Source organism: Psychrobacter sp. Marseille-P5312 (assembly GCF_900291405.1).
Classification (GTDB): Bacteria; Pseudomonadota; Gammaproteobacteria; order Pseudomonadales; family Moraxellaceae; genus Psychrobacter; species Psychrobacter celer.
This window is the reverse complement of the sequence record NZ_OLML01000001.1, coordinates 1,374,733-1,401,402: the sequence shown is the minus strand read 5'-3', so window position 1 is coordinate 1,401,402 and position 26,670 is coordinate 1,374,733. Positions and strand designations below refer to the sequence as shown.

The 26,670-nt window shown below is 48.5% G+C and carries 23 protein-coding genes and 4 tRNA genes; 15 read left to right on the top strand and 12 right to left on the bottom strand.

The window, feature by feature from the left end; genetic code table 11:
• Positions 1–87: 87 nt before the first annotated feature.
• Together C6W44_RS06080 and hemA are read right to left on the bottom strand one after the other, a co-directional pair.
• The gene (locus C6W44_RS06080; RefSeq protein ID WP_105244649.1) at positions 88–1,230 is read right to left on the bottom strand and encodes an aminotransferase class V-fold PLP-dependent enzyme; all 1,143 of its coding nucleotides are present in this window, start codon (positions 1,228–1,230) and stop codon (positions 88–90) included.
• A 124-nt stretch (positions 1,231–1,354) separates the two neighbouring features.
• Positions 1,355–2,710 (bottom strand): glutamyl-tRNA reductase, encoded by a 1,356-nt coding sequence (gene hemA / locus C6W44_RS06075; protein WP_105246487.1) that lies wholly within the window; start codon positions 2,708–2,710, stop codon positions 1,355–1,357.
• A 564-nt stretch (positions 2,711–3,274) separates the two neighbouring features.
• Here hemA and C6W44_RS06070 point away from each other — a divergent pair.
• From C6W44_RS06070 to C6W44_RS06025, 11 genes are all read left to right on the top strand, one after another.
• The gene (locus tag C6W44_RS06070) at positions 3,275–5,173 is read left to right on the top strand and encodes a tetratricopeptide repeat protein (RefSeq protein WP_105244648.1); all 1,899 of its coding nucleotides are present in this window, start codon (positions 3,275–3,277) and stop codon (positions 5,171–5,173) included.
• Between the two features lie 150 nt (positions 5,174–5,323).
• Positions 5,324–6,028 carry a lipoprotein insertase outer membrane protein LolB gene (lolB, locus tag C6W44_RS06065; RefSeq protein WP_105244647.1) on the top strand — a complete coding sequence of 235 codons (705 nt, stop codon included), beginning with the start codon at positions 5,324–5,326 and terminating at the stop codon, positions 6,026–6,028.
• A 104-nt stretch (positions 6,029–6,132) separates the two neighbouring features.
• Positions 6,133–7,095, top strand: coding sequence for a 4-(cytidine 5'-diphospho)-2-C-methyl-D-erythritol kinase (ispE, locus tag C6W44_RS06060; protein WP_105244646.1), 963 nt, complete (start codon positions 6,133–6,135; stop codon positions 7,093–7,095).
• 301 nt (positions 7,096–7,396) lie between these two features.
• A tRNA-Gln gene (locus C6W44_RS06055) sits at positions 7,397–7,472 on the top strand.
• Positions 7,473–7,635: 163 nt separating this feature from the next.
• Positions 7,636–7,711, top strand: a tRNA-Gln gene (locus C6W44_RS06050).
• Between the two features lie 110 nt (positions 7,712–7,821).
• Complete coding sequence (locus C6W44_RS06045; protein WP_058367921.1) at positions 7,822–8,769, top strand: ribose-phosphate pyrophosphokinase; 948 nt, start codon at positions 7,822–7,824, stop codon at positions 8,767–8,769.
• A 394-nt stretch (positions 8,770–9,163) separates the two neighbouring features.
• Entirely contained in the window at positions 9,164–9,838 is a 675-nt protein-coding gene (locus tag C6W44_RS06040) for a 50S ribosomal protein L25/general stress protein Ctc (protein WP_105244645.1), read from the top strand.
• Between the two features lie 192 nt (positions 9,839–10,030).
• The gene (pth, locus tag C6W44_RS06035) at positions 10,031–10,612 is read left to right on the top strand and encodes an aminoacyl-tRNA hydrolase (RefSeq protein WP_105244644.1); all 582 of its coding nucleotides are present in this window, start codon (positions 10,031–10,033) and stop codon (positions 10,610–10,612) included.
• Positions 10,613–10,721: 109 nt separating this feature from the next.
• A complete protein-coding gene (panD, locus tag C6W44_RS06030; RefSeq protein WP_105244643.1) occupies positions 10,722–11,102 on the top strand; it encodes an aspartate 1-decarboxylase in 381 nt (126 codons plus the stop codon).
• Between the two features lie 117 nt (positions 11,103–11,219).
• Positions 11,220–11,390, top strand: a complete 171-nt coding sequence (locus C6W44_RS13385; RefSeq protein WP_158676701.1) for a hypothetical protein — start codon at positions 11,220–11,222, stop codon at positions 11,388–11,390.
• A gap of 15 nt (positions 11,391–11,405) precedes the next feature.
• Entirely contained in the window at positions 11,406–12,416 is a 1,011-nt protein-coding gene (locus C6W44_RS06025) for a calcium/sodium antiporter (RefSeq protein ID WP_105244642.1), read from the top strand.
• Between the two features lie 241 nt (positions 12,417–12,657).
• Here the strand turns inward: C6W44_RS06025 and C6W44_RS06020 are convergent, their stop codons facing one another.
• From C6W44_RS06020 to C6W44_RS06010, 3 genes are all read right to left on the bottom strand, one after another.
• A complete protein-coding gene (locus C6W44_RS06020) occupies positions 12,658–13,317 on the bottom strand; it encodes an RDD family protein (RefSeq protein WP_105244641.1) in 660 nt (219 codons plus the stop codon).
• Positions 13,318–13,544: 227 nt separating this feature from the next.
• Positions 13,545–13,621 (bottom strand) — tRNA-Arg (locus tag C6W44_RS06015).
• Positions 13,622–13,808: 187 nt separating this feature from the next.
• A tRNA-Ser gene (locus C6W44_RS06010) sits at positions 13,809–13,898 on the bottom strand.
• Positions 13,899–14,333: 435 nt separating this feature from the next.
• Between C6W44_RS06010 and C6W44_RS06005 the strand changes: the two genes are divergently transcribed.
• On the top strand, positions 14,334–15,140 hold the full coding sequence (locus C6W44_RS06005) for a hydroxymethylpyrimidine/phosphomethylpyrimidine kinase (RefSeq protein WP_105244640.1): 807 nt from the start codon (positions 14,334–14,336) through the stop codon (positions 15,138–15,140).
• Positions 15,141–15,215: 75 nt separating this feature from the next.
• Here the strand turns inward: C6W44_RS06005 and C6W44_RS06000 are convergent, their stop codons facing one another.
• The 5 genes from C6W44_RS06000 to ppx form a co-directional block, all read right to left on the bottom strand.
• The gene (locus tag C6W44_RS06000) at positions 15,216–15,785 is read right to left on the bottom strand and encodes a YggT family protein (RefSeq protein WP_105244639.1); all 570 of its coding nucleotides are present in this window, start codon (positions 15,783–15,785) and stop codon (positions 15,216–15,218) included.
• 132 nt (positions 15,786–15,917) lie between these two features.
• Positions 15,918–16,751: a pyrroline-5-carboxylate reductase gene (proC, locus tag C6W44_RS05995; protein ID WP_105244638.1), complete on the bottom strand. Its 834-nt coding sequence runs from the start codon at positions 16,749–16,751 to the stop codon at positions 15,918–15,920.
• A 154-nt stretch (positions 16,752–16,905) separates the two neighbouring features.
• Positions 16,906–18,618, bottom strand: a complete 1,713-nt coding sequence (tilS, locus tag C6W44_RS05990; protein ID WP_105244637.1) for a tRNA lysidine(34) synthetase TilS — start codon at positions 18,616–18,618, stop codon at positions 16,906–16,908.
• Positions 18,619–18,944: 326 nt separating this feature from the next.
• Positions 18,945–19,748, bottom strand: a complete 804-nt coding sequence (locus C6W44_RS05985; protein ID WP_075102213.1) for an acetyl-CoA carboxylase carboxyltransferase subunit alpha — start codon at positions 19,746–19,748, stop codon at positions 18,945–18,947.
• Positions 19,749–19,996: 248 nt separating this feature from the next.
• Positions 19,997–21,523, bottom strand: a complete 1,527-nt coding sequence (ppx, locus tag C6W44_RS05980; protein WP_105244636.1) for an exopolyphosphatase — start codon at positions 21,521–21,523, stop codon at positions 19,997–19,999.
• A 429-nt stretch (positions 21,524–21,952) separates the two neighbouring features.
• Here ppx and C6W44_RS05975 point away from each other — a divergent pair, with 429 nt between their 5' ends.
• Positions 21,953–22,360: a DUF962 domain-containing protein gene (locus C6W44_RS05975; RefSeq protein ID WP_105244635.1), complete on the top strand. Its 408-nt coding sequence runs from the start codon at positions 21,953–21,955 to the stop codon at positions 22,358–22,360.
• Between the two features lie 108 nt (positions 22,361–22,468).
• Here C6W44_RS05975 and hemL read toward each other — a convergent pair whose 3' ends face one another.
• Together hemL and C6W44_RS05965 are read right to left on the bottom strand one after the other, a co-directional pair.
• Positions 22,469–23,770 carry a glutamate-1-semialdehyde 2,1-aminomutase gene (gene hemL, locus C6W44_RS05970; protein WP_105244634.1) on the bottom strand — a complete coding sequence of 434 codons (1,302 nt, stop codon included), beginning with the start codon at positions 23,768–23,770 and terminating at the stop codon, positions 22,469–22,471.
• 72 nt (positions 23,771–23,842) lie between these two features.
• Complete coding sequence (locus tag C6W44_RS05965; RefSeq protein ID WP_105244633.1) at positions 23,843–24,196, bottom strand: zinc ribbon domain-containing protein YjdM; 354 nt, start codon at positions 24,194–24,196, stop codon at positions 23,843–23,845.
• A 285-nt stretch (positions 24,197–24,481) separates the two neighbouring features.
• On the opposite strand from C6W44_RS05965, the gene C6W44_RS05960 reads away from it, so the two are divergent.
• Together C6W44_RS05960 and C6W44_RS05955 are read left to right on the top strand one after the other, a co-directional pair.
• Positions 24,482–25,234 carry a YgfZ/GcvT domain-containing protein gene (locus tag C6W44_RS05960; RefSeq protein WP_105244632.1) on the top strand — a complete coding sequence of 251 codons (753 nt, stop codon included), beginning with the start codon at positions 24,482–24,484 and terminating at the stop codon, positions 25,232–25,234.
• A 56-nt stretch (positions 25,235–25,290) separates the two neighbouring features.
• Positions 25,291–26,616 carry a D-amino acid dehydrogenase gene (locus C6W44_RS05955; RefSeq protein ID WP_105244631.1) on the top strand — a complete coding sequence of 442 codons (1,326 nt, stop codon included), beginning with the start codon at positions 25,291–25,293 and terminating at the stop codon, positions 26,614–26,616.
• Positions 26,617–26,670: the final 54 nt, after the last annotated feature.

The following is a 26,670-nucleotide window of genomic DNA, read 5'->3' as shown; positions in this document are numbered from 1 at the left end:
TGCATTAACAAGCTCAGTATTTTTAAATGCTTGGGTTGTTGACGATTATATTCTCCAATATGAAGCCTGTAAGCGCCAAAGTAGCTATTAAGCAGACTGCTCTGCTAATACTTGCTCAAGAGCGCTTTCAAAACGCTGAACCGCACCGTCGATATCGGTTAACTTATCGAGACCAAATAGTCCTACGCGGAACGTTTTGAAGCTATCAGGCTCGCCTACTTTCAAAGGCACACCAGCGGCAATCTGTACGCCAGCTTCGGCGAAAGCGCTACCTTTATGCATATCATCACGGTCGGTGTAGCATACCACCACGCCTGGTGCTTTGAAGCCTTCAGCTGCGACACTCTCGATGCCTTTAGCTTGTAGTACTTCGCGGACACGGTTACCTAGCTGCCACTGCGCATCGCATAGTTTATCAAAACCGATCTTTTTAGACTCTGTAATGGTATCGCGGAACTGGCGCAAGCTATCGGTTGGCATTGTCGCATGATAAGCGTGACCACCATTCTCATAAGCGCGCATAATCTCTAACCACTTCTTTAAGTCCAGACTAAAGCTATTAGATTCTGTATTTTCTACGCGCTGGACGGCCGCATCGCTCATCATCACAAGCCCGGCGCAAGGGGTACTACTCCAGCCTTTTTGCGGCGCACTGATCAACACGTCGATACCAAGCGCTTTCATATCGAGCCAGACACAACCTGAGGCGATACAGTCAATGACCAATAAGCCACCAACGCTATGAGTGGCCTCGCTCAAAGCTTTGATATAGTCATTAGGCAGAATCATACCGGCTGAGGTTTCAACGTGCGGGGCAAATACGACCGCAGGCTTATGTGCTTTAATTTGAGCGACCGCTTCATCGATATCGACCGGTGAAAAAGGCTTTGGCGTGTCGCTATCTTCGCGCTGGGCGTTTAATACCGTAGAGGATTTGGCAAGATTGCTTTTTTCTAAAATTTGCGTCCAGCGATAACTAAACATACCGTTACGAATGATCAAGCAGTCTTGATCTTTGGCCAGCTGATTGGCTACCGCTTCCATGCCATAACTACCCGATCCCGGAACAATAGCGACGGCGTTAGCGTTATAGACAGATTTTAGGTCGCTCGATAAGTCATTCATCACTTGCTGAAAGACTTCTGACATATGGTTTAGGGCGCGGTCAGTATAAACCACGGAGTATTCTAGTAGGCCGTTTGGATCAATATCTTGACGTAAGGCAGTCATGGGATGCTCCTTGCTCGTTGTCGGATTTTTGGATGGGTATAACCTGTGTTTTTCGCCCCATTGATTATAGGGGGTAATCTACCAAAAAACCAACCCGTGTTTAGTGAACGGGCGAGTAAGACATTTAGCGGCGGCGGTGGGCGTCTTGGAGTCCAGAGACCACAAAATCCAGCAGCTCACTGTCGCCTTGGCGGGCGGCTTTGCGCATGAGCTTGGATGGTGCGTGGGTCAGCGTTTGGGTAAGGCGACGTGACAGCTCGGTGAGGATATCTTCGGGATCGGCATTGTCTTGCTGTAGCTTGGCGATAGAAGCCTGTAGCAGCTTGTCCACCTGATCATGAGTACGGGCACGATACTGCTGGATGTCTTTGCCAACTTGACGGACCTGAAAACGGCGATCCATCTCAACGACCAACTGACTGACCAGCAACTCGGCATCGACAGCTGCCTGCCTGCGCTGCTCGATATTGCCTGCGATCACATGCTGCAAATCATCGACCGAGTACAGATATACATCATCGATACGGCTAATGTTCGAGTCGATGTCGCGCGGTACTGCCAAGTCGATCATCAGCATCGGCTGATAACGACGGCGTTTGAGTGCCTGTAGCGTCATGGTTTTATCAATGAGAACATCCATACTGCCACTACAGCTACTGACAATATCGGCCTCGCCCAGCACTTGCGGCAGCTCTGCAAGTGCTCTGACCTCGACGCGGCGATTGGGATGACGCAATTCGGCCGCCAAGGCTTCGGCGCGCTCAGGATTGCGATTACAGATAATCACTCGCCCCACACCCAGCCCTGCGATATGCGTCGCCACCAAGCGGTTCATCTCTCCTGCGGCAACGACCAATAGCGTCCGACTGGGCAAATCATCAAATATCTGCGTGACCAGTTTGGCCGCAGCAAAGCTAAGCGATACCGCTTGCGCGCCCACCTTGGTCTCATTTCGCACGCGTTTGGCCGCGGCAAAGACTTGATCGACAATCCAGCCGAGCTGATTACTCAAGGCTTTTTGTTCTTGTGCCAAATGGACGGCACGTTTGATTTGACCAAGGATTTGCGGCTCACCCAAGATCATCGAGTCCAAACCTGCGGCCACTCGCAGCCAATGCGTCAGAGCATGGGTATCACGGTGCACGTATAGATGAGGCTCAATCTCGGCCAGTGGCAGCTGCTTAAACTCAGCCAGCCATGTTTTTATCTTGATAATATGAGCGCTGATGGCGGCGGCCGATAGAGTGGTGCTGGTGGTCGTGGCGGCGTTGGTTGCAGACTGGGCAGGCTCGCTTTCTACAGGCTGCGGTACCAGTGCATAAATCTCGGTACGGTTACAGGTCGAGACGATCACGCTGCCATCGGTAAAGACCTCTAACTGCTCGAGTGCGACATTCACATCGTCACCAACAAGCGCCAAGCGCTCTCGTAGAGCGACTGGTGCGGTTTTGTGATTGACCCCAATGACCACTAATCTCATTATTGATAGACCATAAACATGACGCTCATCTGCCAGCCATACGGTGTTTTGATTGTTTATATAAACCAATTCTCATATAGTCGACTCTAAATAAAACAGATACATTGTATTTCAACACGGAACTGTCTCAGTTTTATCCTAAACTTACTATATATAATATATGAACAAAAAATACCGTTTGCGACGACAGCGCTAAAAGGAAGAGCTTAAAATCGCCCATTATATCATTATTACCAGCGTTAATTAACACTCACCCACTTCGGATGAGTATTTGCTTGTATCTGGGCACTTGCCCGACAAATCAACTACCTAGGCGACTTTTATGACTGGTATCATTATATGATGTCCTGCATCTGTGCTTGTGCGCTAGTTGAGTAACACGGCTGCTATTGTTTATCTTGTCATTCTACTCTTATAATGTTTGACAGGCGCTTTCATCTGAGTGTTACCCTAAGTTTTCATCTCAGCCTGCATCATTGAAAACGCACCTTAACCTGACGAACCACCCCTTATTAAACGCTACCTATGGATTAGGCAGTCACTATCGGGCGAACACAGCTATTTATGATTTTTTTTGGGTCATTATTTCGGGCACCGCCAGCACTTGATGAGCGATTGAGCCTACGCGCTTTATTAAACCTCATTATAGAGCGCTTGTGCCAACGCTATCGGCTAACGCTATCGTTGGCTGTTTGTCTGTGCCTATCTGCCCCTGTGCACGCCAGTGCTATCGATATCCCAGCGAAGGTAGAAAACCAGCAAAACAGCGCCAGCACGCTTACGAGCACCGCGACACCCAGCGCCGGCGAAAGACTGCCAGAGACTGTCGATGTGCAGCGCTTGGCTCCTGCTAGTATCTGGCAGCCTGAGCTAAACGAGCCAAGCTTGTACGCGCTTTTGGCAGCAGAGTTTGCCGCTGATCGCGACGACAAACAACGCGCCGTCGCCATCTATAAACAGCAGTCATTCAAAAAAGATGCCACCGCTGTCTTTGAGCGGGCGCTGAGCCTGTCTTTACAAAACGAGAGTGTGGGCGACTCGTTACAGTTTGCCAAAACGTGGCAAGAGCAAAACCCCGATCACGTGCCTGCTTGGTTTTATGTGGCGCATTTGGCACTGCGCGCACACGATTACGTCTTGGCAGGCGAGACACTAAACCGCATCTTACGCTACGATCCACGCGCCGACTTAAGCGAGATATTAATCGGTATCTATCCCAATACCGATGCTGACAAACGCGATCTACTCGCCGCGCTTCAGCCGCTCGATAGCACGCAAAATGCGTCATTATCGGTACTAAAGGCAGGCCTGCTCTATCAATTTAATGAGCCTGAAATTGCTATTGTACATATCAACCGTGCGCTGGCACGCCAGCCTGATTATGTGCCTTTTATTACCCTAAAGGCAGATATCTTACGCAAAATCGTCACCGCCGAAACCGTGGCCAATTACCTTAGCCAAGCGCGCTTGCGCAACCCTGATAGCAAGAGTCTGTACCTATACGAGATTCGCTATTTACTGGACTTGAAACAAAGCCAAGAGGCGTGGCAATTATTACTACAAGCGCACGAGCGTTTTCGTGAGGATGCGGAGATTACCTTGCTTGCCGCCTTGGTCAGTCTGGATATCGAAGAGTACCGCAGCGCTGATGAGCTGCTAAATATACTCGCCAAATCTCCGGCCTATCTCGATCGGGCCTATTACTATCTGGGTATCAGTGCTGAGCGTCAGCAGCGCTTTGAGCAAGCCAAACACTATCTCAATGCAGTGATGCAAGAGGACTTGGTATTGGAGGCACGTCGAAAGGTGGTGGCGTTTGAGCTACTTGATGACGATGTCGCTGCCGCCATCAGCACTTTAGAAAAACTACGCAAACAATTTAGCGTCTTTGCCCCTGACACTTATGTCATGCAGGCCGATATTTTATGGCAACAAAACGAGCCGGATGAAGCGCTACGGCTGTTGACTCGGGCAGCGCGTAAATACCCTGACAATGAGATGCTATTGTTTGCTCGCGCTCAGCTCCTCGATGATAAAAACGACTATATCGTCAAACGCACCTTGCTCAATCATCTGCGCGCTCTCGATCCGAGCAATCTGGCCTATCAGCTAAGTTACGCCCAGCTACTCTTGGCCAATGAGCCAAACTCTGAGCAAGGCTTGGCCTTGGCGACCGACATCATCCAAATTCGTTATGATGATCCGCGCTACGACAACGAGCTGCACTTGCAAGCGCTCAACATATTGGCAAGTAACGCCTTAACCAACCAACGCTATCAGCAAGTCATCGACTATCTACAGACGCCTTATGATGTCTTTCCAACCTTACGCTCAGGCACGTTGTTGCTACGTGCCTATCAAGGTCTGGGCGATAACGCCAAAGTCGAGGCTTTGCTTGCCGACTTGCAAAAGCGCTTTTCATTTGGTCAGCATAATATCAGCGACCGCATACAACTGTATTAGGGTCTGTGCAAAAGCGGGGTGCGGAGTACCGGTTACAAGGCACTTATAAGAAGCTAACAGCCGCGTATAAGCGAGTAACAAATAGCGCTTAAGCTAGCCTTTAATCAAAATTATTATTTTTGCAAATTTGTTTGTTTTTGAGGATGTTTTATGCCAGTTGCCTCCCTTTTTTTTCAGCTCTCTGCCGAGTTCAAATCTAAATCTAAATCTAAATCCAAGTGCGAATCTAAGTTTCAGTCTAAAGCTAAATCGCAAAAGCTAACCCTGCTGACAGCGATGGCGGCTACCCTTGCCATCACCTCTGGCTGTCAGTCTATAAAGACTGCCAATACTAGCCATCAATCAGGCACCATGATGCAAGCTCAAAACGCAGATCAGCCAAACAAGCTTGAGCGTTTTAATATTACCGGCAAGATTGGCGTGACCACGCCTGCCAGCGACAGCAGCGGCGCGCAAGGTGGCAGTGCGTTTTATGCATGGGGCCAGCAAGACGATCGTTTTGCCATCGAGCTGATTGGCGCACTCGGTATTGGCAAAACCAATATCGAATACGATGGTCAGACGGCCACCTTGGTCAGTGAAAAGACAGGCACACTGACCGCCGATGATCCTGAAGAACTATTACAAAAAGCCACTGGCTGGCAAGCGCCTATCTCGCAAATGCCTTATTGGATCTCTGGTCGCCCAGCGCCCTCAGACAGCGCGCCCAAGCTCGATGCACAAAACCGCCTGATAAGCTCGGTCAATGGTGAGTGGACAGCCAGCTTTACTTATAAAGGCTCAGACAAACGACCTTCCAAAATCAGCGCAGTGCAGCCACAAGGCAACAAGGTTGTCATGACTATTAATCATTAATCCATCAGGTATCAACAACGGATCGCCTTTCAAAAGCTATCATGGCTCATTAAGATAGCTTTTTATGACTATACCTTATGATGAAAAAATATGACTGAAAACATATGATTGAAAATATAGCAGCATCATCTGCTTCTACGATGACTCGTTTTTCACCTGCAAAAATCAATCTATTTTTGCATATTACAGGCAAGCGCGCTGATGGCTATCATGATTTGCAAACGGTTTTTCGCCTGCTTGATTGGGGCGATTATTTGCATTTGTCACTTGTAGATGGTGCTGTGATATCAACGGCTGATGGCGAAGCAGATGCCGATACCCTCTGTCATCAGCTATTGGTACTAGAGGGTGCAGAGACAATCACGACTAATATAGAAGACAACTTAATTTTTAAAGCGGCACGCGCATTGCTCGCTTTTGCCATACAGTCAAACACGCTGCCCGAGCAGTTAGCACCAATTACTATCAGATTAGACAAGCATTTGCCCATGGGTGCAGGATTGGGTGGTGGCTCATCCAATGCCGCAACGACTATGCTGGCGCTCAATGAGCTTTGGCAGCTCAACGTTACTCGTGATGCGCTGATAAAAATCGGTGCAAAGGTAGGCGCAGACGTGCCAATCTTTATCTTTGGGCAAGATGCCATTGCCATGGGAATTGGTGAGCAATTAACTGCCATCAATTTGCCTGACCAGCAGTATTTAGTCTTAACGCCTGAAGTGCATGTCAATACTGCCAAACTATTCGCTCACCCTAAACTACAGCGAGATATCAATTCTCTGTCGATTGATACGATTAAAAATCAATCCAATGATTATGTTCAAAATTTGAATACGCCCTATCATAATGTGTTTACGCCAGTGGTAGCGAGCCTCGCTCCTGCGGTTGCAGAGGCCTTGAGTTATTTGCAAGGATTAGAAACACAAGTATTGGGCACAGCACGCATGACGGGCTCTGGTAGCGCGGTGTTTTTGCCATTGGATGCCAGTATTACTACCGATAAGGCATTGATAAAAAAATGGCTGGCAAATGCGCCTTGTCCTGCTTACTTGGTAGATAACTTATAATTGCGCTATCAGAGTACAGGCTGCGTCCCAAAAGCGGCGGCTTTCCTATACACACTAGGGCGGCTGATATAAATACTCCTTGCGCGCTACGCCGATGGAGACTACGTAACTGTATTTAAAAAAGTATCACAACAGTACGTCAGAAAAATTTATACCCGCTTCACGTTGAAATATAATGTATCTGTGTTATTTGGAATCGACTATATAAAAAAATCGAGTGCAAAAATTTTGAATAAATACCAGAAAAAGGCGCAAATGACTTGCAAAATCTAAAAATTTACTTATAATAGGTCGCCACAATAGGGGTATAGCCAAGTTGGTAAGGCATCAGGTTTTGATCCTGACATCCGTTGGTTCGAGTCCAGCTACCCCTGCCATTTTTAGTTTGGATTGCTAGTGATAGCAATTGACAACACCTTCCCAATTTCGGTATAGTTCGCAATGAACACCGCTAGGGAACACCGTCTTAGACGGTTGATAGGTAGCGACGCCTAGCTAATACTTTGTTAGCATTCAGCGCTCGTCCTGCCTAGACATTACAGGGGTATAGCCAAGTTGGTAAGGCATCAGGTTTTGATCCTGACATCCGTTGGTTCGAGTCCAGCTACCCCTGCCATTTTTTACTATCTTAATAGTCTATAATTACTTTCACCACTCTTTTCTTTATTTGGGCAGTTAGACACTGCTTAGTGGTCGCTGCTTGAGTCAATAAATAGGACTTCAGTCATGCCTTATTTGGCAATTTTTACGGGCAACGCCCATCCAGAACTTGCGAAAACCGTCGCCGACCACCTACACATTCCTCTTGGTAAAGCTGACATCACGCGTTTTTCTGATGGCGAAATTGCCGTGGAAATCAAAGAGCACGTGCGCGGTAAAGACGTATTTATCATGCAGCCGACTTGTGCACCGACCAACGACAATTTGATGGAAATCATGATGATGGCGGATGCGCTTCGTCGCTCTAGTGCGGGCCGTATCACAGCAGTGATGCCGTACTTTGGTTATGCCCGTCAAGACCGTCGTCCACGCTCAGCTCGCGTCCCTATCTCAGCCAAAGTCGTCGCCGATATGCTAAATATCGTCAGTATCGACCGCGTCATGACCGTAGATTTGCACTCAGATCAGATTCAGGGTTTCTTTGACATCCCTGTCGACAACATCTACGGCACCCCTGTCCTGTTAAATGACCTACAAAAACAAGACTACGACAACATCATGGTGGTATCTCCTGACGTTGGTGGTGTGGTACGTGCTCGTGCGATGGCCAAACAATTGGGCGACACCGACATGGCGATTATCGATAAACGCCGTGCCCGCGCCAATGAGTCACAAGTGATGCACATCATCGGTGATGTGCGTGATCGTGACTGCGTCATCGTTGATGATATGGTCGATACCGCAGGCACCCTATGCAAAGCCGCTGAAGCATTAAAAGAAAACGGCGCGCGCCGCGTATTGGCTTACATCACTCACCCTGTACTATCGGGTAATGCGCTAAAAAACATCTCTGAGTCAGCCCTAGATGAAGTGGTCGTGACTGATACCATTCCATTGTCTCCTGCTGCTCAATCTTGTAGCAAAATCCGCCAAGTCAGTATCGCACCGATGCTCGCTGAGAGCTTACGCCGCATCAATAACGAAGAGTCTATCAGCGCCATGTTTGACGCCTAACGACTTCTGTGTCAGTGGCGGTTTGCACATACAGCTACACTGACACCTGATATAAAAAAACAGCGCCATATTTGATGATATGGCGCTGTTTTTTATGTTCGCATTTTGCGTAGGTCTTTATTATTGCTACAAAACCACGTATAATGCGCGCCTGTGCCGACCGTTTGTGTGATCTTTGATGGTTGGCATCTTTAAAAGTGCTGATCACGTTTGCCAGATAGGTTTTTGCTGATATTTATCAGTAAACGATGACGGCAAACATATTGCTCGGTTTTTTGGTTGTCAGCATCACTGATGACCGGTCATCGAGCTTTCATCACGTATTAGTGGATTGGTCGCAAATCCACTTTTTTATGACCAGACACTTCATTTATCTTTTTATAGGATTGTATCCATGAGTATTAATCATTTCGAACTAAGTGCAGTTGCCCGTTCTGCAGAACAGCAAGGTAAAGGTGCGAGCCGCCGCCTACGTAAGCAGAACCTAGTACCTGCTATCATCTATGGTGGTAACGAAGAGCCAACTGCGGTTTCTATCAAAATCAATGAGCTGGTTAAGTCTCTTGAATTTGAAGCGTTTTTCTCACACATCTTGACGCTAAATGTCGATGGCGAAGCGCATCAGGTCGTTATCAAAGACCTACAACGCCATCCAGCGAAAGGCTTCCCAATGCATGCTGATTTCCAGCGCATTGTAAAAGGTCATAAGATCAACATGAATGTTCCTGTGCATTTCACTGGCCGTGAAGAAGCACCAGGTACAAAAGCTGGCGGTATCTTGTCTACCCTAGTCTCTGATATCGAAATTGTTTGCCTACCATCACAACTACCTGAATACCTAGAAGTTGACGTATCAGGCATGGAAATCGGCGATCTATTCCGTCTATCAGACATCAAACTACCAGAAGGCGTTATCATCTTCGAACTTGATATGGAAGATGCACACGACCGTACTATCGTTAACATGCAGCCACCAACGGTTGAAGAAGTTGACGAAGATGCTGACGAAGTTGATGCAGCTGATGTACCTGCGACCGAGCAAGGCGCTGAAAACGAAGACGACGAATAATAAACGACCGCTAGAGTTCGTGGCACTATGCCGTCGATCTGCTGATAGGTTCGTTTCGTCAAAAAAAACAGCAGGTGATGTATATCTCCTGCTGTTTTTGTAAGTAGAGTTTAAGCATCACAGTGCTGTCAGACATAAACGACAGCACGACCAACCTTACGCTCATTTATCACATTTAAGCAGGATGTTTTTATGGCCATAAAGCTTATTGTCGGTCTTGGTAATCCCGGTCAGCAGTATATGTTTACGCGTCATAATGCAGGATTTTGGTTTGTCTATCATTTGGCGCAGCAGTTCAATATCGCCCTTTCTCCTGACAAAAAGTTTCATGGGATAACGGGACGCGGACAGATTCATGGCGCCGATGTACGCTTGCTGATGCCATCGACCTTTATGAACAAGTCGGGTCAATCGGTGGTTCCGATGGTCAACTTTTATGGCATCGACAACGATGAGCTGTTGATCGCGCACGACGAGCTGGATATTCCAGCGGGTAGTATCAAACTCAAAACCAATGGTGGCCATGGCGGCCATAACGGTCTGCGCGATATCACCCCACATATCGGCAACGACTTTCATCGACTGCGTATCGGTATCGGGCATCCAGGTCACAAATCGAAGGTCAGTGGACATGTCCTCTCAAAGGCCTCACCTGATGAACAGATTGCCATCGACAGTGCTCTGAGCGCCGCGTTTGATGCGTTGCCATTGCTGTTGGGCGGCGATATCGAAAAAGCCCGTTCACAAATCAATAGCTTTAAATTACCAGAATAATGCTATAAAATTGCGCCAGCCTTTTATTTTTGCAAAATCATCCCCATTAACCTTTTGATTTCGCTCATTTAATCTGTTTTTAATATTCGTTTCACTAAGGAAGCACCTTATGCTACTTAATATGCTCAAATGCAAACTTCACCGTGCCCGCGTCACTCATGCCGAGCTGCACTATGAAGGCTCATGCGGTATCGATGGTGATTTATTGGACCTCGCCGGTCTGCGCGAAAACGAATCAATCGACATCTATAATGTCACCAATGGCAAGCGTTTTCGCACTTATGCGATTCGTGCCGAAGCAGGCTCTGGTATCATCTCATTAAATGGTGCGGCTGCTCATATGGCAGACTTAGGCGATATCGTCATTATTTGTGCTTATGCGCACTTTGATGAAGCAGAAGCTGCGACCCACCAGCCAAAACTGGTCTACTGCAACGAAGACAACACGGTAAAAGACACCGCCAATATCATCCCTGTGCAAGTGGCTTAAGCGCCTGACGCTCTAAGCGCTGCTGACCCATATCAGGCATCACCGCTGTCAGCTGTCAGGGCATATATATGATTATCGTATATAAAAGCTGACTCTACAGAGGATTCAGCTTTTTTTGTGCCATTTTTATCTGGCACATTTATATTTTTATCCAAACTTAAAGACGGGCAGCGCTGGACAATACCTGCCAGCTACTTTGTAGATAAACCTAGTTTTAACGGTTTGACAAGTTTTAACGGTTTGACAGGGCTTGGCGTGTTTTTTGAGTTTGATGTCATGATTCATTGATAAGGAAAGACACTGATGTGGTTAGCAGTTATTGCTGTATTGATCGGCTTGGCAATTTTGGTATGGAGTGCAGACGTTTTTATTGATGGTGCCACGGCACTGGCAAAAAAACTCAATGTACCCAGTTTTTTGATTGGAGTTATTATTTTGGGTCTTGGCACTTCTGCACCCGAAATGGTGGTGTCGGTACTGGCCGCCTTAGAAGGCAGTCCGGAGCTAGCGCTGGGTAATGCCTATGGCTCAAACATCATCAATATCGCCTTGGTACTGGGCGCAACTGCCCTAATAAGCCCCATAATCATCCATAAAGGCATCATAAAACGCGATCTGCCAATATTGCTCATCATTACTGCTTTGGCCGCGTGGCAGCTGCGTGACGGGCAGCTGAGTATCGTTGACGGACTGGTACTCTTAGCACTATTGGTCGTGGTCTTGGGCATCCAAATCGTGCTGAGCGTGCGAGAAGGCAGCTCACATAAGGTCGATGATATCGATGATAATAAGATTGTAGAGCACCGCGCAGTGGATGACGCGCTGAGCGCAGCAGATAGTGAGCCAAGCTTGCTGCGTGGTTTGTGGGCGTTGTTCCTTGGACTGACCATGCTGGTGGCCAGCTCGCGCGCCATCGTCTGGGGTGCAGTAGAGTTGGCGACGCTATGGGGATTGAGCGAGCTGATTATCGGTCTGACCATCGTCGCCGTCGGCACGTCTTTGCCTGAGCTGGTGGCCAGTCTATCAGCGGCGCGCAAAGGCGAGCATGATATGGCACTGGGCAACATCATCGGCTCTAATATTTTCAACACTTTAGGCGTGGTGGGTCTGGCAGCAGTCATCGCTCCGATTAGCGCCAGTCCGATTATTTTGTCGCGTGATGTGCTGGCAATGAGTGCAATTACGCTGCTACTTGTCGTGCTGTGTGGCGCCGCTTTTATCAGACATCGCCCCTTTGGCCGAGGCTCAGGTGCGGCGTTGATGCTGTTTTTTGTCGGCTACACACTGTGGCTGATGCAAACCGTCAATATGTAGAGATAAGATGAGATTGAGGTAGGTGTGTTAACTGCCAGCGCTTTATCACCCCTGTATGATAAGCGGTACAAATGACGCTTATCATATAGTGAGTTCAGTATAAGAACGATACAGTGAGACTGGGATAAATTTTATGCAGCATCGAGCGGCGCAGGCACAGCACGCAAGGAAAATGTATACCCATTCCACATTGACATATAATGTATCTGTTTTATTTAAAATCGACTATACAAGCTCACAGTTATTGATTTTTCTTACGGTTTTTAAAACCGCGCCATAGTCCCTCATGCGCCACCTTTGGCATCTTAAGAGTAATGGAGTTTGAGAGCATATCTTGTACGGCAAGACCGCGGCGATTAAACAAACAAAACACGTAATTAAAAATTAAACCCAAGAACGCGCTGGTTAGCATAATCGTGCGCGAACCACCGATCAGGCTGCCGATGACACCAAACAGCAACGGCATCAAACAAGCCGCTAATATGCGTTTAAACGACTGTCCCCAAGTCAATAAATGCCCTGCATTATTGACGGTCTTTAGACGCCATGTCTGCATGCCAAGGGTCTGGCCGCCGCGTCGCCAAAATATCCCATAGAACGCCACCAAGGTCAAAACAAAAGCCGGCGTCATGACAAGGTTTTGATACCAAGTCGGTAGCGACTGCGCTTGCGACGATTCGGTGCCAGTCTCCATGGTCAGCAAAGTACCAATCACCGTCAACATCGTACCGACCAAAAACAACAGCGCCAAAATCAGCATGCCATCATACAAAATCGCCACCACCCGAGTTAAGGGTTTGGCAATGCTAGGGGCTTCATTTGGGTCTTGCTGCACAGGCGCACCGGGTGCAGAGGATTTAGGCGCAGTTTTTGGCGGGCGTTTGGATAAACTCTTTGACATGGTACAAGCTCATAGCAAGCAGTGAATAGTAGCGCTATTGTACCGTAATTCAAACGCTTATCGTACCTTTGATGATTAAAGACGTATGCGCCACATACTACTGGTATGTATTGTGCGTAAATGATAGGTATAAAAATGACAGACACAAAAAAATCGCCAAAGTGTCATAAGACAGGCGATTATTTTAGGTTTTGCTTAAACTTTAAAAGGGTAAGCTAGTATGCAAATGGTGCGCCTGGAGAGATTCGAACTCCCGACCCCTTAGTTCGTAGCCAAGTGCTCTATCCAACTGAGCTACAGGCGCGTATTTTGCATATCATTCACTACAGTGTTTAATAACAATTGCAGTAAATTAGGTTGGTCATTATATAGATAATATCGCTTGTGTCAACTGATTTATTAAGATAATTTCAAATTATTTTTGAAGTCATCGCTAAAAAATCATTTATCGTCGATATACTGCATTAGTACTATTATAACAACAAAATAAATGGCGGTGAAGGAGGGATTCGAACCCTCGATACGCTTACACGTATGGTTCCTTAGCAGGGAACTGGTTTCAGCCACTCACCCACTTCACCGAACGAAGTAAGACACTTATAATACTGTTCAAAAACAGCCTTACAAATACAGTATCGATGCTAACGATACGTCTTATGTCGTGGGCGAGTATTATAACAAAGCCAAAACGAATTGCAAGCCTTGTCGGCATATTTAATCTCGCTTTTATGATAATTATTGATTTAAATGCTTTTATCGCTCATTGTGACCAACAATACTGCCCAAATCTATACATCAGATACCCCCTATCCCTAAGGCTGCAATAGGCTGGTTTGTTTGAATGAACCACCTGCCATAAGCACAATCCATACAACGCAAAACTGGCACTTTTTATGTCTGTAGAGCGCTACTTATTTAAAACAGGTTAACGCTATTCTGATACTGGCTTTTTGCTTATTGGCTGGCTATAGTATTTATCAGTTTTCTGATCGCTCTTATAAATAAAAGGATATGTTATGCGACCCGTGGTACTGTGTTTTTCAGGATTGGACCCCTCAGGCGGCGCTGGACTACAAGCGGATATCGAGGCCGTCGGCCAGGCCGGCGCCCATGCCGCCATCGCCTGTACCGCCATCACCATCCAAAGCTCGCAGCAGGTGTTTGGGTTTGAGGCATGCGCGGCCAGTTTGGTCAAGGATCAAGCCGTCGCCGTGCTCGAAGATCTGCCGGTCCGTGCCATCAAATCTGGCATGCTTGGCACCACTGACAATATCGCCATGCTCACAGAGCTGTTTGCCAAGCAAACCATCGACGCTGACACGCCGTTTGTCTTAGACCCTGTGCTGGTCGCCAATAGCGGCGGCAGCTTGGGCGATGAGCAGACCTTGGTCACCGCCTTTCGCAAGCTGCTCCCCTACGCGACCTTAATCACACCCAATACTCATGAGCTGCGTGCGCTAAGCGGCGAGCAAGACCTACATGTCGCTGCAAAAAAACTGTGTGCGCAAGGCACCCATGCCGTCTTGGTAAAAACCTCCCATGACTTCGACAGCGGCGATATCGAGCAGTATCTGTATATCAATGGTGAGATGGTACATCAGAGTATCTTGCCACGCCTAAAAGGCGAGTTTCATGGCTCTGGCTGCTCGCTTGCCAGCTTTATCGCGGGCCGCTTAGCCATGGGCGATGCGCTGATTGACGCCGTCAAAGCGGCAGATAACTGGATCACTCAGACGCTACGCGCCGCTGATGTCCCGCACCCTGACGATGACGCCGCCCAATTGATACCCAATCGTTTTGTCAATTATTCACATATCCAATAAATATATACAAAAAGGGCGCTCTATATCGATAGAGCGCCATTTACTCAGGCTAATTAACAACGCAATGCCCTAGTGTTAACCCAACATTGGCATAAAGCTGGCGGCCAAACCACCGATGAATATCTCGAGTAAATAAAACGCCAAAAAAGCCACCATCGGTGACAAATCAAGCATGCCTAAGTTTGGCGTGATGCGGCGAAACGGTGCCAAAATAGGCTCAGCCAGACTGATGATAATACCGATAATCGGATGCTGAGACTGGGTAAACACCACAATCCAGCTGACGATAATAGAGCCGATGACCAAGTAGCGACACATACGTAAAAAGTCTAATAATAAGCTGGTGGTACCCGTAAAAAACAACGGCACCGGCGCAATGCCTTTATGCATTAAGGCAGCTTTGCCAGAGATGTCGATCAGACGAATCAAAAACATCAGTACAATGGCGGCGATACTGATACGGCCTTGCGCGACGGTCGGAAAAATACGCCCAAACACATCGACGATATGGGTCGCTTTATAAGCAGGGGCAATCATGGGGTTACGAGCATCCATACCAGCAAACTGCAGCATAAAACGAATAAACACCAACATCATGGCGAAAGTGGTGACCAAATCAAAGATTTGAAATAACATGTTGTTCATGAAGCGCTACTCAATGTGACTTTATTAACGGATTTTAAGAAGACGAATGTCTTTATCAGGCGTTTTTTGATTATAAATGAGATATGCCATCATGCCTGACATATCCCAAGATAGAGAAACAGTAGTCAGCGATTATTTACTCATCTCTTCGCTCAGCGCTTGGCTGCGATCGTAGCAGGCTTGCATGGCTTCAATGATTTGACGACCAATCTCGTTGGCTTGCATAGACTCGACAGCCGCTTGCGTCGTACCATTTGGCGAGGTGACCTTACGGCGCAGCTCAGCTGGTGCGTCATCACTATTCATCGCCATTTTTGCCGCGCCTAGCATGGTCTGCATGGCCAGTGCTGACGCTTGCTCTTTATCCAACCCCAGCGCGACTGCACCATCAACCATCGACTCGATAAAGTAAAACATATAAGCAGGCGCTGAGCCTGAAACGGCCGTGACCGCATGCATGTGTGCTTCATCATCGACCCACATGACTAGCCCTGATGCTTCCATCACCGCCGTTGCCAATTGCTTTTGTTCTGCAGAGATAGTGTCTGTACCATATAAGCCAGTCGCGCCCATCTGAATCATCGCCGGTGTGTTTGGCATCGCGCGCACGATATTGCTATAGCCGCCGAGCATGTCTGTCAACAAAGCCGTCGACAGACCTGCGGCGACCGAAATCACCAGCTGCTGATCTAGCGCATCGGCAAAGCCGCTCACCACTGCTTTCATCACTTGCGGCTTGACGGCCAATACCACGATGTCAGCACCGATAACAGCAGCGGTAGCATCGGCGGTTGGGTCGACAGTGTTTAATCCTTTAGCAGATAGCTGCTCGCGCGCCTCGCTACTAGGGTCAGCGACTGTAATCAAGCTTGGCTCCACACCACAGCTGACAAGCCCACTAATCAGCGCCTGCGCCATGTTGCCGCCACCGATAAAGCTGATTTTTTTATTATCTAATACTGACATACTTGTCTCCTACGCAAAAATCCAAAAGTATTCAAACTAACATACTGCTAGGGAAAATGACACTCAGTTTACCATACTGCTACTGGCATCGTTTGATAAATTCAGCGGCTTACTTGCCCGCTTGACGCCTCATTGACTGATAGAGTGATCGCCTCTATCTGAACGGATTTTGGCGCAGCTTTGGTGTTGCTGGCTTTGTTGTCTGGCGCGCTTTTTGTATCATTATCTGACTGATGACACCCTCAGCTATCTCATTAAGCGCCGCCGGATGATTACTCTCTACGCGCATGATATCTGTGTGCAATATCCAACAATCAAAAGGCGACAACAATAAGATAGGCACGGCAGCTGCATTTTCGATCAGATCGTCTTGCTCGTCTTTTGAATGGCTAAAGTCGACGCTTACTATCACCAAGCTTTCACGCAGCCATACTGGTATGCCCAGCGTTTGATATAGTTTTTTACCCGCTTGTGGGCGCGGCATGGACACCGTGCGCACGCGCTGCTGCCGCGCTAACGGCGCAAACGAGAGACGAATTGTACCCTGATGGTTGGCAAGCTTACCTCTTAGCGTGTCTTTGCTTAACATGTCCTTACTGAACGTAGCACTGCCGCTTCTGTCACCACCCAATAAAGCAGCCAAAGCATGAGGCCAAATCTTAGCTTGCCAAACGAAATGTGTGTCACTGCGTAATGTCATCAAGATAGGCTGCGGTCTGATAGCAGGTGTACTAGCTACTTCAGCTGTCAGATCAGAGATTACATGCTCCACCTTACCCAGCGGTAACGTCAGCCAATCCAGCCAGTCGCTACTTATACGATACAGCCGCTGACGATAACGGCGAATGACGTAAGACTGTAGACCCGCTTGCCAAAAAAGCGCGGTTTGGTGGTTAGAGTCCTGACGCCGGCTAAGGCCAAATACCGCATCTACCAGCTGCTTTGTGGGTGGCAACGGCTCATCTTGAGTAAGCCAATGATGCAGCAATTGGCGCTGACGGTATGGCGGCAGCGTGTTTAGCGCTGCTATATCTAGTACCCGCTGGGCGGACGCAAGCTGCAAACCATTGACTGCTACCCGCTGCAGATCCGCTATTGCCTGATCATTGAGGATGGATTGCGCGTCACTTAATAGCTGGGCGCTACGGGCGATATTATCAATGACGTTTGGATTGTACGTGGCCAAAACTGGCATGATATCGCGGCGCAGACCACTACGGACGTTATCCCCTGCCTCATTGGTTGGGTCATCAATATAGGGGAGTTGTAGACGCTGCGCATAACGGCTGATCGTACTACGTTTGGCGGTCAACCATGGCCGCCACAGTGCGTTGCGCCGTTCACCTTGTGTCTGCGTGCGCCACGGCTGTATCCCTGATAGCCCATTGACCCCAGCGCCTTGTATCAGCCGCATCAGTATCGTTTCGGCTTGGTCATCAGCGTGATGCGCAAGCAGCAGTACATCGTCGGTGTTGAGTACGGCGCGCATCACCTCATAGCGGGCGTGCCGTGCTGCCTGCTCGTCTTGACCTTTGACCTGTGCGCGCAAGATTTGACAAGGCAGATTTTGCGCGGTGGCCCAACGCGCGACGTGCTGCGCCCAGACGCCGCTATCTGCTTGCAGACCATGATCGACGTGCAGTAACTGCGGCAAAAACGGCAAGCGGCCGTGATGATATAGCTGGACACACAGCGCCGCCAGCGCTAAAGAGTCTCGCCCACCACTACAGGCCAGCCAGACGCGCCGGCCATGCAGCTGCGCGCTGTATTCTGTCAGACTACTCAGTAATACCTGCGCCAAATCATCGTCAATTGGTAGCGTCGCTATTGGCTTAATAGGAGAGGGAATAATTGCGCTACTGGTCATAATCAGCCTTGTTTATAGCAAGCAAAATATCATGAGCCTTGACATATGTACGTCGTATAGAAATTGTGCTGCTAATTATAGTAAATCCAAATACGTCAGATACATGGCGATCAAGTCGCTCAATGCAAAGTTATTTTTTAAAGTGTTTAAATCGTAGTAGTTAAAAAGTAGCGGAGAATGTCTGAGCGCTTAGATGATTGGATAATTTATTGGCTCAAAATCTTATAAATCACCTCTTATAAATCACCTATGCATAAAAAAACGCGCCATATAATGACACGTTTTTATTTTAGCACTTTTATTTTGCGATATGACTCATCAACAAATCAGCAAGGCAGCATCACTTCAGAGTCAAAGGATTTGAGCTTTTCATAACGCAGCGCGCAGCGGGTTTCAACATCCATCTCATTGAGCGCTTTTAATTGCTCAGTGAGCAAGGACTTTAGCGCATCCATGACAGGCTGCGGCTGGACGTGCGCGCCCTCACCTTCCTCAATGACTGCATCAATCAGACCCATTTGATGCAGGTTTACCGCGTTTAGCTTTAACGCTTCACTGGCGTCTTGAGCTTTTTCGGCAGTCTTCCATAAGATAGAAGCGCAGCCTTCAGGTGAGATGACCGAGTAGATACTGTTTTGTAGCATATTGACCCTGTCACCCACGCCGATGGCCAGCGCACCGCCTGAGCCGCCTTCACCGATGATGGTCACGATGATAGGAACTTGTAGACTAGAGAAGACCGCGATACTCTCCGCGATGGCTTGTGCTTGGCCGCGCTCTTCTGCGCCCACTCCTGGATACGCGCCTTGGGTATCGACAAAGGTCATCACCGGAATATTAAACCGCTCGGCCATTTTTACCAAACGAATGACCTTACGGTAGCCTTCGGGGTTGGCCATACCAAAGTTATGGGCGATACGCTCACGCGTACTACGGCCACGGTGCTGACCGATGACCATCACAGGCTGACCCTCAAAACGCGCCAGACCACCTACGATGGCCTTGTCATCGGCAAACGCGCGGTCGCCATGTAGTTCATCAAACTCGGTAAACAGCTGATTGACATAGTCCATAAACAATGGACGCTTGGCGTGCCGTGCAAGCTGCACACTATCCCAGACAGTGCTCATAAATGCTTCCCTTTAATAATTATACTCAATAATGTTATCGGTTTTTGATAATAAAAGTACAGTTGTAAACTCAATAGAAGCTATAGTAGCACATCTTAAATGGCATGACATTATTGTCGAAGCGGCTTTTGTTACCTAGATCTGTGAACCATCTTACTAACGATAGTGCACATGCCACCGGTAAGGCGCATTGACACGTCGATGGTGTCCGTCATCTGGCATAATAATAACGCTAGCTATCAAAACCATCAGGCCTCTATCACGCTAAGCTCGATACCCCATTTGGCAAACTGCTCAATCTCAGTATGCAAATCTGGCAACAAAAACGCATAGTGCTCGCTACTATCGGCAACCGTGATCTGCCAGCAGTGATCATCGACGACAGCGAGCTGTAATGCTGGTAGCTCATGGTCGCTGCGGCTGTGATGCGCCAATACTGCCAAACGCAGGAGCAAGCACAGATAGACCAACTGGTTGCCGCCGATGGTACAGGTCTGCTCCAACATATCGGCTTTTAGCTTACGGCGGTGATTGAGCATCAGCTGTGCCATGCGCTTTTGATCGACCTGTGAAAACCCTGGAATATCTGAGTGTTCAAGCAAATAAGCGCTATGCTTATGGTAGCTACTGTGGCTGATCGCCAGCCCTATCTCGTGCAAAAACGCCGCCCGTCTGAGCAAATCGCCATCATCACTACTCAGACCCAGCGTGTCTTTGACTTGTTCAAATAAATGCCGACTGGTTTTGACCACTTGTTTGGCTTGTTTTTTGTCGCCTGAATAGCGTTTGATCAGCGCCAGCACACTGCGGTCACGCACGTCCTCACTCGCAAAACGCCCTAACATATCATACATAACGCCTTCGCGCAGCGCGCCGTCAGAATAGACGATGGTTTCGATACCCAGCACTTTCATCACCGCGCGCAGGACCGCTACCCCCGCTGGAAACACTGCCTTTCGGTGCTCTTTGACACCTTCTAAATCGATATCGCCGACGTTGCCGATCTTTAGCAGCAGTTTTTCGAGTTTTTTCACCCCTTTATAGGTGATGCGCTCTTGCTCATCGGCCCAGCCCTTTGACACCAACACATTTCGCACCGCTTTGATGGTACCGCTTGAGCCGACCACACTGCTCCAGCCGACTTTTTGGTAACGGCCATTGATCGCCAGTACTTCTTTACGCGCGCCTGCGATGGCATTGGCAAACGCGTCTTTGGTAATCTGCCCATCAGCAAAGTATTTTTGGGTAAAGGCCACGCAGCCCATCTGCAAGCTCTCCGTCAGTAGCGGGTCAAACTCTTGGCCGATGATAAACTCCGTCGAGCCGCCACCAATATCGATGACCAAACGCTTATCACTACTGGCATTGGTATGTGAGACGCCCAAATAAATCAAACGCGCCTCTTCTCGTCCTGCGATAATCTCGATAGGCTTGGGCAAAATCTTATTGGCACGGCTGATAAAGTCATTGGCGTTTTTGGCTTGGCGCAAGGCGTTGGTGGCGACCACCCGAATGCGCTCAGGCCGCACCGAATCCAAACGCGCCACAAAGCGGCTAAGACACTCAAGGCCACGCTTTTCAGCCGCCGCGCTTAGGATGTTGTGCTCATCCAGCCCCGCGGCCAGCTGCACTTTTTCTGACATAGAGACGACTTTACGCACCTCCCCATGATCTAAACGAGCGATGGCTAAGTGAAAACTATTGGAGCCGATATCAATGGCGGCCATCATTTCATCGTCGGCGATTGGCGGGTTTGTAAAATAATCAATGGGCATAAGCGAAATCGTTACCATATTAGTGGGATAAAAGGTACAGACATGGGCGGCGCTGGGTCAAACGGCTGGCTCAAGTAAAGCCAAGCTGTCAAACATCTTATAATAACCAAACTATAAAAACCACATGACAAAAATGGGCCATCAACATCAATGTGAGAGGCCAACAGACAGCAGTGACACAATTTTCGCCATTAAAGCATTTATGCCAAACACTGGCAAGTATAGTCGAATCCAGATAAATCAGATACATGGCTACCAATTCGCACAAACCAGCAGCACTGGCCGGCAGATTATCTAAAACTTGTGTTACTCATGGGGCTTTGTTACATTAAAATGCATCAAAGGCCTCACTATCTGCTGGCCCATGCCGGCTTAACTTACTGGCCGCCAGCCATCATTTTATCATTCATTAGCAAGGAAGCTAACGCCATGAATCAAACAGCCACCCTCGATGTGATCAAAGCCGCTGACCATCACTCTCATACTCAGGCAAAAAACGACGCCATCAAAACCGTCAGCCCAACCAAACAGAGCTTTTATGATTTTTATTTAGATGAGCATCAAAACATGGCCTGCCGCCGGTTGCACTTTGCGGGTAGTAGCTTTGGCTTACTGGGCCTCGCAAAGTCGGTCAAGTCGCGCTCGCCCGCCCCGCTACTCAAAGGTATCGCCGCAGGTTATGCCTGTGCCTGGGTCGGTCATTTTTTCTTTGAAAAAAACAAACCTGCGTCGTTTAAGTTTCCACTAAAAAGCTTTGTCAGCGACTTCCGTATGTACAGTGACGTACTGCGCGGCCGCCTGAGCCTAAAAGATGCTAAGTTTGATAAAATCAAATAAAGGCAGTACACCGCATTTATATCCAGAAAAAGGTCAGCACCATTTATGATACTGACCTTTTCAGAGCGCCCATTTTTAGAGCGTTCAAACCCATGCTAAAAACCACAATTACGCTGTCGCCATCTCAGCAAATATCTCGTCAGCGGCTTTGATTGAGGCATCGATGTCTGCATCGCTGTGCTTGATAGACATAAAGCCTGCTTCATATGCTGACGGCGCCAAGTAAATACCGCGATCTAACATACCATGGAAAAAGGTGTTAAAGGCTTCCATGTCACACTGCGTTACGTCATTGAAGTTTTGCGGTACAGTAGTGTCGCGGTCTTTGACAAAAAACATGCCAAACATGCCGCCGACATTATTGGTGCGTAGATTGATACCATGTTTGTCCGCCGCTGCCTGAAAGCCACCGATTAGCTTATCTACTTTGGCCGATAGCTCGTCATAAAAACCCGCGACCGTTAAGTCTTCAAACATCGCAATACCTGCACGCATGGCAAGTGGGTTGCCCGATAGCGTACCCGCTTGATAAACGCCGCCTAGTGGGGCGATACAAGACATGATTTTCTCTTTTCCACCAAATGCGCCTACTGGCAGACCAGCGCCGATGATTTTGCCAAAACAGGTCAAATCAGGGTCGATACCGAAATGTGCCTGCGCGCCGCCAAGACCGACACGAAAACCCGTCATCACTTCATCAAAGATCAGCACGGTGTCGTTGGCAGTACACTCAGCACGCAAGGTATCGTGAAACGCTTGGGTGGGCACGACCATATTCATGTTGCCAGCGATCGGCTCCAAAATGACACAAGCAATCTCATCACCCCACTTTTCAAAACAATCCTTAATCGCTTGCGGATCGTTATAAGGAATGGTGATGGTATGCTTGGCAAAATCCGTTGGCACGCCTTTTGAGGTTGGCTCGCCGATATCGAGCATCCCTGAGCCTGCTTTGACCAATAAGCTGTCTGAATGGCCATGGTAGCAGCCTTCGAACTTAACGATTTTGTCACGTCCCGTATAGCCACGCGCCAAACGGATGGCGCTCATGGTCGCCTCCGTGCCTGAGTTGGTCATGCGAATCATCTCAACGCTTGGCACGATCTCGCAGATCTTATCGGCAACGGTGGTTTCAAATGGGGTTGGTGTACCAAAGCTCAGACCATCATCCGCTGCTTTTTTGACCGCATCGATCACCTTTGGATGAGCATGACCCAAAATCATCGGCCCCCACGAGCCAACATAATCGATATAGCCATTGTCTTCGGTATCATAGATTTTGCTACCGCTAGCACGGTGCATAAAAATCGGCGTACCACCCACTCCAGCAAAGGCACGGACAGGTGAGTTGACACCGCCTGGGATATGTTTGCGAGCTTGCGCAAATAGTTGTTCGTTTTTAGTACTCATAAATATTCTCTATTATTGTAGTAAAGGTAATGGTGACATAAGCCATCTTTAGTCTATTGGCTTGCAGGCGTTTTATGCCTTTTTTACCACCGAGGATTTTAGCTTCATCGGCCCATAGCCATCGAGCTTACAGTCGATATCATGACCATCGCTCGCGTCTGGTAGCAAGCGAATGCTTTTGGCCTTGGTGCCTACCTTGATGATGAGTGAGGAGCCTTTAACTTTTAAATCTTTGATGACGGTCACCGCGTCGCCATCTTGTAGCTCGTTGCCAACGGCATCGCGGATGACAGCGCCTTGAGCTTCGGCTGCTGCAGCGTCAGTTTCCGCAGCTGTCCATTCATGGGCACACATGGGACATACCAGCAACGCACCATCTTCGTACGTGTATTCAGCATCACATTTTGGACAATTTGGTAAGCTCATCGTTTCCTCGGCAGCCAGCAATATTTAAGTGTATTGTAGAGCTAACATTGTACCGTAACTCGCCATCTTTAACCAATTTGTACGGTTGAAAAATGGTCACTATACCCAACTTATACCGTAACCATTGGCGAGGCACTGTTGTTTTTTACGGCGGTACTTTTTGTGGTACTCTTCTTAATCTCATCTGGTTTTTATAGGCGCGTATTTGGTCAAAGGAGTCTGATACCAGCCCTTACTTATTATGCGCAAACCCTGCTAATCAGCGCTCAAAAAAGGATAATAACAATGACTCAATCTACCGATATATCGACTCTGCCGCAGTTTTCTCAAGTGACGCTCCAAGGCGAGGATGCCGAAAAATTCTTGCAAAGTCAGCTGACCATTGATGTCACCAAACTCGGGCTCAGCTATCAAGCTGCTGCCATTAGCAACCTAAAGGGCCGCATCGAGTTTGGCATTTGGATCAAAAAACAAGCCGAAAATCACTTTGATATCGTCATCAGCGCTGATTGTACCGACAGCTTACAAGCCCATCTTAAAAAGTACGGCGCATTTTCGAAGTTTGAGACCAGCGCTCCAGCCGCCATCTACCCTTGTGTGCTCGCTGATGAGCCGACTTTTAGTCACAAAGACGAGCATCATACGATAGAAGAGGCCAATGCATGGGCGCTGCAAAGTATCGCCACTGGCAACTACTGGATCGTCGCGGCGACACAAGGGCAGTTTCAGCCGCAAGAGCTACGCCTGCATCAGCGCGGCGGAATGGACTATGATAAAGGCTGCTACTTGGGTCAAGAGGTCATCGCCCGTATTTATTTTAAATCAGCGCCAAAGGCGTTTTTGCACTACGTCAGTGGCACAGGCGAGATGCCAGCAGCTGGCGACAAACTCGGTAAAATTCAGGTGGTCAACGCCATTGCTAGCAATAACGGCTATGAGGCGTTAGTCGTTGCCCGTCCAGAACATTTAGCCGACAGCGAGCTAACGGTGTTGGCATTGCCACCAGCACTGCAAGCAGATGTAGCCCGCCAACCATAGCACAAAACATCTCACAGCCATAACAGCACTTTTTTAAAAACGCAGCAGAGCAATCTATGACACATATCGCGGTACTCGGGGCAGGCGTGGTGGGTGTGACCACCGCATGGTATCTTCGCCAAGCAGGCTATGATGTGACCGTCATCGAGCGTGAATCAGCAGCAGGGATGCAAACCTCGTTTGCCAATGGCGGGCAGATATCGGTCTCGCACGCCACCCCTTGGGCCAATCCTGCAACCCCGAAAAAAGCACTAAAGTGGCTAGGTAAAGAAGACGCACCGCTGCTGTATCGCCTGCGAGCGGATAAGGCGCAGCTCAGATGGGCGCTGCAGTTTTTGCAAGAGTGCCGCGCGGACAGAGCGGATGCCAATCTGGTACAGATGGTCCGATTGGGGCTGTTTTCACGAGAAGCTTTGCAGCAGCTACGCGCGGATATCGGTATCGAGTATGAGCAGCAAACGCGCGGCATCATGCATTTTTATACCGACCAAGCAGAGTTTGAGGCAGCCATTGCTCCGACCGAGCGTATGCAAGCGCTAGGCTGTGAGCGCCATATCATCGATATTCGTACTGCGGTCAGCTTAGAGCCTGCGCTCTACCCCATCGCTCATAAGCTCACAGGCGCAACCTATACTAGCCGTGATGAGTCGGGCAACGCCCATCTATTTACTCAGCGCTTGGCTGCGCGCTGCCTCAAAGCAGGCGTACAGTTTTTATATGATACTGATATCCTCGCCATCAACCTCGATACCCAAACGTCGCAGCCGCACGTGCATAGCGTCACCCTTCGGCCCAAAGACGAAAATGCCCAGACCTTTAGCGCCGATAGCTATGTGCTGGCGCTTGGTAGCCATAGCGTCGCCCTGATGAAACCGCTTGATGTACAGCTGCCTATCTTCCCTGCCAAAGGCTACTCAGCCACTTATCAAGTCAATCCTCGCGCTCCACATCTAGCGCCATTTGTCAGCCTAATCGATGATGAGTTTAAACTGGTGGCATCGCGCCTCGGTGATAAGCTACGGGTCGCGGGCACCGCCGAATTCAACGGCTACAATTTAGATCTAAATCCCACTCGCTGCGCGGCCATCACTCGCCGTGTGCAGCAGCTATTTCCAAAAGGCATCATTGCAAACTCTGTACAATATTGGACAGGACTGCGGCCGATGACCCCATCAAACGTACCGCTGATAGGCCGCGCGCACAAAGGCCATGTCCGTCACGGTAGTCACAATACAGCGGCGAGTTTTGATAATTTATGGCTCAACACGGGGCATGGCACACTTGGCTGGACCCACGCTTGTGGTTCGGCAAAAGCTATTAGCTTATTGATACAAGGCGAAACGCCCAGCGTTGATTTTGATTTTGTGGGTACAAACAGCTGACTGAATCTCTAGACACTATAAAAAAACTATCTCCATAAAAAAGCAGGCGCTTAC